Raw genomic sequence first — 12,276 nt, forward strand, 5'->3', positions numbered from 1 at the left:
GAGGACCTGTCATGGCTGAACCCTTTCTCGGCGAAATTCGTGTCTTCGCCTCCAATGTGGTCCCTAAAGGCTGGGCGGCCTGTAACGGCCAGTTGCTGCCCCTGAACCAGAACCAGGCCCTTTATGCCATCCTCGGTACCACCTACGGCGGCAACGGCACCACCAACTTCGCCCTGCCCAACCTCCAAGGGCGGGCTCCTGTGCATGTCGGCAATGGCGTCTCCCTTGGCGAAAGCGCCGGCGAGGAAACCCATACCCTGACGACTCAGGAGATGCCCACCCATAACCACATGGTGGTGGCGGACTCGGCCAATGCCACCAGTGCAGACCCGGGCAACGGCTATTGGGCGGCCAGTACCGAAGCCAGCCCTTACGCCAACCAGGCCAGCACCACTATGGCGGTCAATGCCATCGCCAATGCCGGTGGCAGCCAACCCCATAACAACATGCAGCCCTTTTTGGTGGCCAATTTCTGTATCGCCGTCCAGGGCATTTTCCCGAGCCGCGGTTAAGGAGCACATACATGGATTCTTTTATCGGTGAGATCCGCCTCTTCGCGGGTAACTTTGCCCCCAAGGACTGGGCCTTCTGCGACGGCCAGTTGCTGCCCATCTCCCAGAACACGGCGCTCTTTTCGCTGCTCGGCACCGTCTACGGCGGCAACGGTACCAGCAATTTCGCCCTGCCGGACCTGCGCGGCCAGGCGCCCATGCACTGGGGCCCTGGGCCTGGCCTGACCCTAAGGGTACCGGGCGAGCGGGTTGGCACCAACACTGTCACCCTCCTTGAGTCCGAGATGCCTACCCATAATCACCTGGCCAATGCTGTCGCTACTCTGGGGCAGGCTGGCCAAGGGCCGGAAGCGGCCTACTGGGCAAAAAGCGGTGCCGCCGGTGGGCGAAAAAGCCTTTCAGCCTACGGCAGTGGCGCCGATATGACGACCATGTCACCCATGGCCCTGGGTGTAACGGGTGGCACCCAGCCCCACAACAATATGCAGCCCTACCTGGGGTTGAACTTCATCATCAGTCTCTATGGCACTTATCCGCCGCACTCCTGATGGTGCAAAGGTGCTGTCAGGCGCAATGCATGGCGAACCGGGCTGCCCCCGCAAGGGGCGGCCTTTCGCCTTTGTTTTATCCAACAGGCCCCAGGGCCTTTACCCAAATTTGAATTGAGGATGTTGCCATGAGTCGAGCCTGGCTGTGGTTGGGATTACTGGTCGCCTTCGCGGGCAGCGCCAAGGAACTGGTGCTGGTGGATGCCGAGCTGGCGCCACAGCTTAACACCGAGCCTGGTGCTGAGGTCAGGGCCATCAGCCGTCTCGACCAATTGCCCGGCGCCCTAGCTGGCGGCCAGTGGGACAGGGTCAGCCTGGTCAGCCACGGCCGGCCCGGCGCCTTGCTGCTTGGCGGCCAGTCCCTTGACCAGGCCTTCCTCGCCAAGCATCCCGGCTTCCTGGACCTCTGGCAAAATCAACTGACGGCGGGTGCTCAACTGGAACTCTGGGGCTGTGGTGTGGCTCAAGGCCAGGGCCATGCCTTGGTGGACAGCCTCTCTGCGGCCTTGGGCCGGCCGGTGCTGGCCTCAACCGATGCCACAGGCCCTGCCAGCCTCGGCGGCAACCTGCGTCTGGAATACGGTCAGGGCCGAGTGCCGGACAGCGCGCCTCTTGCCCTGTTGCACCAGCTGTTGCTTAGCAGTTCGGACAGTCAGGACTTTGAAAGTTTCGCTGCTTCATCTTCGTCGCCAAACTATCCGGGCAATAGCGGCAACTTTGGCGCCTTTACCATCTCTTCTGATGCCGCGAGCACCCCTGGCCTTTGGGTCTTGGATAGCAGTTTGACCAATAGTAGTACCAAGGAGCTTTACGTTACTGGCTACAACGGTGATGTAACAACGGTTACCGTGAAAAGCACCGACGGCAGCGAGTTCAAGCTCAACTCCCTTTATTTCGACGTAGGTATTGGCGGTTTGGCCCAAAGGCTAACCATCACCGCTTACCGCAATGGCGCCTCGCAAGGCAGCACCAACGTCGATTACACCAGCACCCAGTTTGGTACCACCAGTTTCAGTGGGATCAGTGCCTTCGATAACATCGACGAAATCAGGATCACTTCAAATGACGGTCAACCTGTCGATGTCAGTATCGACAACATTAATGTCTCGTCATTGTTTGACAGCGACGGCAACCTGACCAACGGCGGCGGCAGCGAGCCCAGCAGCATCGCCACCAACGCAGGCACTACAGCGGCCCTGGATTTCACCCTGAGCGACGGCGGCGGCAGTGATGGCCTGGCCATGACGGTGTCCCAGGTCAAGGTTCATGTGTCCGGCACCAGCACCGCCACCGAACGTGGCAATGTCGCCTGGACCTTGACCGGCCCCGATATCAGTAGCCCTGTTACCGGCAGCTACAGCGCCGGTGTGGTCACTTTTTCCGGCCTTACCATCAGCGTTGCCGACGGCGGCGGCGAGACCTATGCCGTCAATGCCAACCTCGGCCACAGCGGCATAACCGATGGTCATACCTTCATCTTGAGCCTCGATGGCGATACCGACCTGACGGTAGGCGGCTCCGGCACCCAGATGGGCTCCACCACTGCCGTCAGCAACGGCGCGGGCTTTGCCGCCAGCGTTGTCGCTACCAAGCTTGCCTTTACCACCCAGCCAGCGGGCTCTGTCTCTGGCGGTGCTCTTAGCACCCAGCCGGTGGTCGCCGCTCAAGACGGTTTTGACAATACCGACACCGATTTCACCGGCAACGTCAGCCTCAGCGAGGCCAGCCCCGGCACCTTAAGCGGCACCACCACTGTCGCGGCAAGCGGCGGCGTGGCCACCTTCAGCAACCTGGTTTACACGGCGACGGCCGACCAGGAAGCCTTTACCCTGACCGCCGCTTCCGGTGTCTTGACCGACGGCACCGCCAACAGCGTCACCTCCGACGTGGTGGCCACTAAGCTGCTGTTCAGTACTCAACCAGCCCCCACCAGCATCATCAGCGGCTCGACTACCAGCTTCAGCACCGTGCCCGTGGTGCAGGCGGTGGACGCCAGCAACACCAGAGACACCGGCTACAACACCGATGTGACCTTATCGGTGACCAACACTTCTGGGGGAGTGCCAGCCGGCACTGTCGACAGCCTGACCGGCTCCGGGGACACCGACGGTAATAGCATCACCGTCTCCCTGACCCCAAGCACTGGCAGCGCTACCTTCACTGGCCTGGCCCTGGAATATACCAATGCTGGCGCCAGCGATACCTTGGTGCTACGGGTCTCTTCCGGCAGCTTGGCAAGCACCAGTTCAAACACCATTACGTCATTCTCCGGGCCAACGGTCAGTGCCGGCAATATCAGTGTCAGCGGTGCCAGTGGTAGTGGCGGCGCTTACAAAATTGGCGATACCGTTACCGCCAGATGGAACAACACCAGCGGCGGTGACAACAACAGCGGCGTTACCAGTGTTACCGTTGATTTCAGCCAGTTTGGCGGCGGCGCTGCCGTTACCGCCAGCAACAACAGCGGGAACTGGACGGCGACTTACACCATTGTGGCGGGCAGCATTGACGCCACTAACCGCAATGTCAGCGTTTCTGCCACCAGTGGCACTGGTACCAGCACCACCAGTGGCACCAACAATGTCAGCGTCGACAATCAGGTGCCCATCGTCACCGATGCCAATATCAGCATCAGCGGCGCCAGCGGCCCCGGCCCTACTTTTATTGTTGGCGATACTGTCACTGCCACCTGGAACAGCACAGCGGACAGCAATACTGATATCACCACGGTGCAGGTCGATTTCTCTGCTTTTGGCGGCGGCAGTGCCGTTGTGGCCAGTAACAGCGGCGGCACCTGGACTGCTACCTACACCATTACTGCAGGCACTATCGAAGCGAGTAATCGCAATGTGTCGGTAACGGCTACCGACGATGCGGGTAACAGCACCACGGCGAGTGATTCAACCAATGCGGCTGTGGATAACCTGCCACCGGCCGCGCCGTCGACGCCGGTGTTGGCTACTGCCTCCGATAGCGGTACCCAAGGTGATGGGCTGACCAATGACAACACCCCAACCCTGACTGGTACCGGTGAATCCGGTGCGACTGTGACCATACGCGAAGGCGCTACTGACCTGGGCACCGCCACAGCGACCGGCGGCAACTGGAGTATCACCACCAGCACCTTGAGCGATGGCAGTCATAATCTGACAGCCGTCCAATCTGATGCTGCAGGCAACGTCTCCAGCCCCTCGGCGGCGCTTAGCTTGACCATAGACGCCACTGCTCCCAGCGGTTACAGCGTGACTGTGGACCAGTCAGTTGTTAATGCCAGCAACCAAACCGCGACATCGCTTACCCTGGCCGGAGCCGAAGTCGGCGCCGCCTATCAGCTCAGTATTTCCAGCAGTGGTGGTGGTACGGCGGTAACGGCGAGCGGCACCATCAGCTCGGCCAGTGAGCAAATCAGCGGCTTGGATGTGAGCAGCCTGCCGGATGGCACCCTGAGCTACAGCCTAGTGCTCTTAGACGATGCGGCTAACAGCGGCGCAGCCGCCACCGATACCGTGCTTAAAGACAGCGCAGTGCCTGCCGGTTACAGCGCCAGCTTTAGCGCCGGGTTTGTCAATATTGCCAACCAAGCGGCCCAGTCTGTCACCATCAGTGGCGGTGAGGCGGGTGCTGATTATCAGCTTACTATCAGCAATGGCGCTGCCAATGTCAGCCGCAGCGGCACCCTAGCCGGTACCAGCCTGACCTTAAACGGCGTGAATTTGAGTACGCTTGCCGATGGCACCTTGAGCTTGAGCCTGGTACTGACCGACCCAGCCGGAAACGCCGGCGCGCCGGCCACGGGCAGTATCACCAAAGATACGGTAGCGCCCACCCTGCAAAGCAGCGCCCCGGCCGATAACGCCACCGATGTAGCACTGGGAGTTTCGCCCAGCCTCACCTTCAGCGAAGATATGGCGCCCGGTGCCAGCGGCAGCAACCACATCACCCTGACCGCCTCCAACAGCACCGTGGTCTTTGACGGCGCCGCCAATGGCGCGGCGGTGTCAATCAGTGGCGCTGAGGTCAGCTTTACCCCCAGCCAGGAATTGGTGCCGACCCTGGTGCATACCTTGTCGGTAGGGGCCGATGCGTTGACAGACCTTGCCGGTAACCCTTATGGCGGCGGCAGCCTCAGCTTTACCGCCCAGGACACCACGCCAGTGGCCAATAACGACAGCTTCGCACTCACCGAAGATACCCCGGCGCAACTGGCGGTGCTTGCTAACGATGCGGTGGTCAGAGGCAGCTTTAACAACGCCAGCCTGGTGGTGGTCACTGCGCCCCAGCACGGCAACCTTAGTCTTAATACCGGTACCGGCATCCTCACTTACAGCCCGGAGGCCGATTACAACGGCGCAGACAGCTTTACCTACCAGGTACAAGACAGCTACGGCACCCTGAGCAACACCGCCACCGCCACCCTGACGCTAGCGGCGGTAAACGACCCGCCACGTGCTGCCGATGATGTTGCGAGCTTGCAAGCGGGTGCTGAGATAACGGTGGATGTGCTGGCCAATGACGCAGAGGTAGACAGCGGAGACAGCATCAATGCCGCCACTTTGGTGATCGCCAGCAAGCCCCAACATGGCAGCGCCACTGTGCAGGGCGGGCAAATCCGCTACCAGGCCGACAACGACTTCACCGGCGTGGTGACCTTGCGCTACCAAGTGGGTGATACCAGCCAGGGGGCACTTTCCAACGAAGCGCAGCTGACCTTTACCATTTTGGTGCCTGACGCCCCGATTGCTAACGATGACAGCGCAGCATTAGATGAAGACACAGCATTGGCTATTGATGTGATGACCAATGACATTGGGGTAGGGCTGGATGCCGCTTCCTTGGTGGTGGTGCAGGCGCCTGCTCATGGTAGTGCCGTCGTTGACGCAGGGCTTATCCGCTATGTGCCAGCCAGCGACTACAACGGTGTGGATAGCTTTAGCTATCGGGTCGAGGATGCGTTGGGGCAAACGTCCAATGTCGGCACCGTAGTGTTAACCATCAACCCAATAAACGACGCGCCGTTGGCGGTAGCTGACACCGCTGTGCTGGAGAGTCGTAACGCGATGGATATCAACGTCAAAGGTAACGATAGCGATATCGACAATACCTTGGCACAGCTCTCCATTGTCCTAGTGACTCAACCTGTGCAAGGCAGCGCTTCCGTTATTAACGATCTGGTTCGCTACACACCCAATAGCGATATCCGCGGTGATGACAGCTTTAGTTATCGGTTAAGAGACCCAGAAGGTGCCCTGTCGGCACCGGTGGAAGTGACCATCACCTTCGCGGTGCCCAATGAACCACCGCTGGCGGTGAAAGACAGTGTTAGCACCCCGCAAGGGCAAGCTGTGACCATCGCGCTGTTGGCCAACGACACTGACAGTGACGGTAGCTTGGATACTACTAGCCTGACACTAGTGACGCCTCCCTCCCATGGTATGGTGGACCTACAAACCTCGGGTGATGCTGTTTACACTCCAGCAGCGGGTTTCCACGGCGACGATACCTTTAGTTATCAGGTCGCCGACAACCAGGGTGCCTTGTCTAATACCGCCCAAGTCCTGATCCAGGTGGTGAGGGTGAATCAAGTGCCGGTTGCCCAAGACGACAGCCAGTCGGTGGTAGCCGGGGTGGCCAGCAACATTGACGTGCTGGCCAACGACAGCGACAGCGACGGCTCGGTAGTCTCGGCCCAGCTGCAGCAAATGCCGGCCCATGGCAGTGCGGTGGTGCAGGGCGATGGCAGCATCACCTATACCGCCCTTGCCGACTATCAAGGCAGTGACAGCTTTACCTATGTGGCGGTGGATGACGAAGGTGGCTTGTCTACCCCGGCTACCGTCAACCTGACGGTGACCCCGGCCAATGCCGCGCCGCTTATCAGCGGCACCCCGGCAAGCTCGGTGAAGCAAGGGGCCAGCTACCGCTTTGCCCCCACCGCCAGTGACGCCGACGGTGACAGCCTCACCTTCAGCATCCAGAACAAACCGGCCTGGGCCAGCTTTGACGTGGCCACCGGGGTACTTGCCGGTACCCCGGGTAACGCTAACGTGGGTACCAGCAGCAACATCGTGATCTCGGTCAGCGACGGCACCGCTGTCAGCAGCCTGCCGGCGTTCAGCATCACTGTTATCAACGTCAACGATGCTCCGACCGCTCAGGCAGACAGCTACGGCCTGCTTGAAGGCAGCCTGCTGACCATCAGCGCCTTTGAAGGCGTGTTGGCCAACGACAGCGACCCGGACGGCGACACCCTAAGCGCCCAGCTGCTGAGCGGCCCGGCTCATGCCACTGCTTTTAACCTCAACAGTGACGGCAGCTTCAGCTACCAGCACGACGGCAGTGAAGGCAGCAGCGACAGCTTCAGTTACCAGGTCAGTGATGGCCAGGGCGGAGTGGCCTCAGCCAGCGTCTCCCTGACCATTAACCCGGTTAACGATGCGCCGCGCTTTACCAGCATCGCCCCCACCTCGGCGATAGCCGGCGCCACCTTCAGTTACCGGGTGGTGGTGGATGACCCGGACAGCGCCGTTACCCTGACCTTGGTCACGGCGCCAGCCTGGCTGACCCTGGAGGACAATGTGCTGGCGGGTAGCGTGCCGGGCGATGCCAGCGGCCAGGTTACGGTTGAGCTGTTGGCCAGTGACGGGGCTAAGACCGCCACCCAGCGCTTTGTGCTGACCATCGCCGAGCCGCAGCAAAGCCTGGTGGGCCTCACCGGTACCTGGCAGGGCTTGCCGGCCAAGATTGGCCGGCCCCTGGCGCTGGTGTTGTCGGCCCAGCACCAAGGCGGCCCGGCGCTTAGCGGCGCCACCCTTGAGGTGCAGCTAAGCGGTGCGACCATGAACAGCATCAGCGGCTGCACCTTGAGCGGCGCGGTGCAGCGCTGCCCGCTGGCGCTCGCCGTGGGTGCCCAGCAGCAATGGACGTTGCCGATCAGCAGCCAAAATCAGGGCGACCAAACCGTACTGGCCCGGGTACTGGATGCAGACGGCAACCCGCTTAGCGAGCTGACTACCGATGTCACCCTGGCTGCCGATGCCCTTTCTCAAGGTGACCGTGCGGCGGTGATCGCCAAGGCCACCGCACTGACGCTTATCCACGACCAGGGGCAAATGCTGCTGGTGGCCGGTACCAGCGAGGGCGAAGGCGTTACCTTCTACCGCTTCAGTGGCGAGACGTTGGTGGCTGAGGCCAGCCTCGACAACCTGGGCCATACCCGTGCCTTGGCGGTACTGGATTGGAACCAGGACGGCCTTGAGGATCTGGTGGTCATCAACAGCAGCGGCGATGCCTCGGCTATTTACCTTAACCAAGGAGGTTTGCGCTTTAGCGCCCTGCAAAGCCTGCCTTACGGCCGCAAGGTCAAGGTGTCTGATGTGGATGGCGACACCTATCCCGATCTGCTGGTGGGTGGCCAGGGGCTTTACCTGTTCCGTGGCAACGATGGCGGTACCCAAGCTGGCCTTGAAGTCGCCAAAACGCCCTTTATCGTCAAGGAGTTTGCGCTATGGCCTGACGGCCGGGTCTTGGTAACCGACGGCAGCGAGCTGTCGCTGATGGCCCTGGACACCGTGGCCGACCAGACCGGCGGCAGCGTGACCAGCGCGCCGATGATGGCGGCCCTGGCCGACGACCCGGCTACCGGCCAGATCCGTACCTTGCGGGTGGCTGACCTCGACGGTAACGGCGAGGCCGAGGCGGTGGCCAGCTATGGCCTGGATGCCAACGGCGAAGGCGGCGGCGTGGCGGTATTGAGTGACGCCGGCGACGGCACCATGGATACCCTCACCCATGTTGGCGACGCCGCGGTCGACGATCTGTTGGTGGCAGACTTTGATGGCGATGGCGACCTGGACCTGCTGGCCCAGCATGACAACGGCAGTTGGCAACTGATGACCAACCTGGGTTCCGCCTCGAGCTTTATCGCCAACAACCAGACCCTGTTCCACCCGGACAGCCTGGGCTTGGTGGGAGACTTTAACGGTGACGGCATGGCCGACATTCTGCTGACCGACATCGGTGACGGCTCCTGGACCATCTACGACGGCCTTGCCAGCCTGTTGCTGGGCCCCAGTGCCGACTTGGCCCTGACCAGCGAACTCACCGCCACCAGCACCCAGTACCAAACCCGCTACCAGCTGAGGGTGCAAAACAACGGCCCGGCCAGTGTCGACCAGGCGGTGCTGACAGTGCAGGTGCCGGCCAGTGTCACCGTGGCCCAGTGGCCGGCGGGCTGCACAGAAAGCCAGGTGGGTTGGCAGTGTAGCCTGGGTACCCTGGCCAGCGGCGCCGAGGTGCAGCTGACCTTGCTGGCGCAAGGCAATGCAAATCTTGCCAAAGCGCAGCTTGGCGCCAGGGTGGACGGCACCGCCGGCGACCCAGACTTTAGCAACAACAGCACCAGCGACACCTTGGGCCAGCCCTGGGGATTGCGCTATGGGGTTAAAGGCCACGGCGGTGCCCTGGCCTGGCCCTGGCTGCTGCTGTTGGCGCTGGCCTGGTATCGCCGCCGGCCACGAACGGCCTGAGTGCGAAGGAAATAAAAAAGGAGGCTGATGCCTCCTTTTTTGTTGCGATTTAAGGCCCTATTCGGCTTCTTCTTCTGCCACAGAGAGTTTGACCCCCACCTTGGCAATGCCGCTGTCAGACACCGACACCACTGTCCACACCAGGTTGTTCCAATGCAGCTGGTCCCCCTCCACCACCTTGGCGCCAAGGGCATGGGTGATGAACTCGCCCAGGGTTTGCCGCTGCTGGGCGTCGTCCAGGGTCAGGCCGTAAAGCGGGGCAATATCGGCCAGCGGCGCCGCGCCGTCCAGCACGAAGTCGCCAAAAAAGGTGTTGTCCAGGCCGCGCTTGGGAGGCTCGCTGAACAAAGTGCCCAGCTCGCTAAGATGCCCCTCTTTGCCGATAACGCAGAGAATGTCGCCAGCCTCCATGCAGGTAGAACCCTTGGGGTGCAGCAGCTCTTTTTGCCGAAACAAGGCGGCGATACGGGTGCCCTCTGGCATATGCAGGTGGCGAAGCTCGGAACCGATGAACCACTTTTCCGGCCCCAGCCGGTAAACAAAGAGTTCCCACTGGCTGGTGGGGTAAATTTCCAAACCGGCGCGGGAGATGGGCGAGGGTTTGGCCGGTACTTCCACCTTGGCCAGGCGGGTAGCCAGGGGCAGGGTGCTGCCTTGCAGCAGCAAGGATACCAGCACCACGAAGAATGCCAGGTTGAAGAAGATTTGCGCGTGCTCAAGCCCGGCCATCATCGGGAATACCGCCAGGATAATGGGCACCGCCCCCCGCAGCCCCACCCAGGAGATAAACCAGCGCTCCCTGGCCTTGAAGTTCTTGAAAAACCCCAGGCTCGCCCACACCGCCACCGGCCGGGCAAAGAGGATCATCCAAAGCGCCAGGGCCAGGCCGGGCAGGGCGATGGGCAGTAGCGCGCTGGGGGTCAGCAGCAGCCCCAGTACCAGGAACATGCCGATTTGCGCCAGCCAGGCCAAGGCGTCCAACACGCTCAGAATGGTGCTGTTGCTGCGAAGGGGCTTGTTACCCATAAAAAGGCCGGCCAGATAAATGGCCAGAATGCCGCTGCCACCCAAGGCGTTGGTGATGGCAAAGAGCAGCAGCCCGCCGCTCACCACCAAGATAGGGTAGAGCCCGGCGGCGAGGTTAGCGCGGTTTACCAGCTGCCAAAGCCCCCAGCCACCGGCAAGGCCCAGACCAATCCCCAGGCCGAACTGCTGCACCAGGCTCAAAAGCAGCATGGGGCCGGGCTGGGTGCTGTGGCTGATGATGGCGATGAGGGTCACGGTGAGAAACACCGCCATGGGGTCGTTGGAGCCCGACTCAATCTCCAGGGTGGCACCTACCCGCTGGTTAAGGCTGCGCCCGCCCAGCAGGGAGAACACCGCAGCCGCGTCGGTGGAGCCGACAATGGCCCCCACCAGCAGCCCTTCCATCCAGTTGAAATCAAAAAGGTAAGCGGCCGCCAGCCCGGTCAGGGCGGTGGTGATGGCGACCCCAATGGTGGCCAGGGACAGCGCCGGCCACAGCGCCACCCTGAAGGTGGCAGCCCGGGTTTGCAGGCCGCCGTCCAGCAGGATAATGGCCAGCGCCAGGTTGCTGACCAGATAGGCCACCGGGTAGTTGTCGAAATGGATGCCGCCGGGGCCGTCTTCACCGGCCAGCATGCCCACCGCCAGAAAAATCACCAGAATGGGAATGCCCAGCCGCGACGACAAGGAGCTGACCAGCACGCTGGCACCCACCAGCACGGCACCGATGATGTAAAGGCTGTTGATGGTAATGGCGTCCAATGGCGGTCCTTCTGGGCGGGTGCAAAGCCATACTTTACCCTAGCCGATAACAGTGCGGCCAGGTAACAGGCTGTTACTACAGGCTTTATTGGGGCAGGCGCGGCAGCCCCAGTTTGGGCGCCAGCCGCCAGTACACCGGCTTTGGCATCACCACCAGCATCGGCGAGGCTTTCGGGTCCAGCCAGCCCAGCAGTTGCTGCAGAGCGGGCTCGGCCATGGCGGTGCAACCGGCGGTGGTCTCCCCCGGACCTTTCCATACATGAAGGAAGATGCAGCTGCCGGCATTTTTGATGTTGGCCGGGTTGTGCAGCACCACTAGCGCCTCTTGATAGCGCTTGTCACCGGGGGTTTTGAGGTCGAGGCGCAGCGGCTCGCTAGAACCTGCTACCGCCGCCTGGCCCACCTGATTGCTGTCTACCAGTTGGTTGTAATAGGGGGAGGCCGGCACGTCCATGCAATAACTGCTGGCACTGGTGGCCAGGTAGGGCAGGGCTGTTTTAAGGGTGGGGGCATAGCCAAAGGCACTGCCCAGGGCGAAAATACCGGCCGGGGTCTTGCCGTCGCCTTCGGCCTTTTGCGGGTTAAGGGGTTGTTGGGGGTAGATGCCAAGGCCCCAGGCCAGGCCGCTTCTACCCAGGCTAACCGGGGTGGCCACAGGGCCGGCGCGCCAGTGGCCGTCTTGCTGCTCAAGGGTTTGCAATTGGCCTTGAGTGGCTTGCCAGTTGCCGGTGGTGACCACGATCAGCTGCCGCGCCTGCAGATCGGCGGCCATCACCTTGAGGGGGAGCAGCAGTAACAGCAGGATGCGATACATGGTCTTTGGCGCCTCTTTATCCAGTCAGCATCTCATTCTTTAACAAGGCGTTTCAGTTTGGTAGCGGTTTTTGCTATCAAAGAGCGGCA

General features: G+C 61.6%; 5 protein-coding genes. 3 read left to right on the top strand and 2 right to left on the bottom strand.

The window, feature by feature from the left end; translation table 11 throughout:
- Positions 1-11: 11 nt before the first annotated feature.
- From EDC28_RS18890 to EDC28_RS18900, 3 genes are all read left to right on the top strand, one after another.
- The gene (locus EDC28_RS18890; protein ID WP_123422648.1) at positions 12-512 is read left to right on the top strand and encodes a phage tail protein; all 501 of its coding nucleotides are present in this window, start codon (positions 12-14) and stop codon (positions 510-512) included.
- Positions 513-523: 11 nt separating this feature from the next.
- On the top strand, positions 524-1,060 hold the full coding sequence (locus tag EDC28_RS18895) for a phage tail protein (RefSeq protein WP_123422649.1): 537 nt from the start codon (positions 524-526) through the stop codon (positions 1,058-1,060).
- 128 nt (positions 1,061-1,188) lie between these two features.
- Complete coding sequence (locus tag EDC28_RS18900; RefSeq protein ID WP_123422650.1) at positions 1,189-9,585, top strand: tandem-95 repeat protein; 8,397 nt, start codon at positions 1,189-1,191, stop codon at positions 9,583-9,585.
- Between the two features lie 57 nt (positions 9,586-9,642).
- Here the strand turns inward: EDC28_RS18900 and EDC28_RS18905 are convergent, their stop codons facing one another.
- Together EDC28_RS18905 and EDC28_RS18910 are read right to left on the bottom strand one after the other, a co-directional pair.
- Positions 9,643-11,373: a potassium/proton antiporter gene (locus tag EDC28_RS18905; RefSeq protein ID WP_123422651.1), complete on the bottom strand. Its 1,731-nt coding sequence runs from the start codon at positions 11,371-11,373 to the stop codon at positions 9,643-9,645.
- Positions 11,374-11,458: 85 nt separating this feature from the next.
- A complete protein-coding gene (locus EDC28_RS18910; protein WP_123422652.1) occupies positions 11,459-12,187 on the bottom strand; it encodes a L,D-transpeptidase family protein in 729 nt (242 codons plus the stop codon).
- Between the last annotated feature and the right edge of the window lie 89 nt (positions 12,188-12,276).

The organism is Gallaecimonas pentaromativorans, from assembly GCF_003751625.1.
Taxonomy (GTDB): Bacteria; Pseudomonadota; Gammaproteobacteria; order Enterobacterales; family Gallaecimonadaceae; genus Gallaecimonas; species Gallaecimonas pentaromativorans.

Excerpts from the sequence above, each read along its gene's own strand:
- EDC28_RS18890 (WP_123422648.1), top strand. The coding sequence starts at position 12 with ATGGCTGAACCCTTTCTCGGCGAAATTCGTGTCTTCGCCTCCAATGTG.
- EDC28_RS18895 (WP_123422649.1), top strand. The coding sequence starts at position 524 with ATGGATTCTTTTATCGGTGAGATCCGCCTCTTCGCGGGTAACTTTGCC.
- EDC28_RS18900 (WP_123422650.1), top strand. The coding sequence starts at position 1,189 with ATGAGTCGAGCCTGGCTGTGGTTGGGATTACTGGTCGCCTTCGCGGGC.
- EDC28_RS18910 (WP_123422652.1), bottom strand. The coding sequence starts at position 12,187 with ATGTATCGCATCCTGCTGTTACTGCTGCTCCCCCTCAAGGTGATGGCC.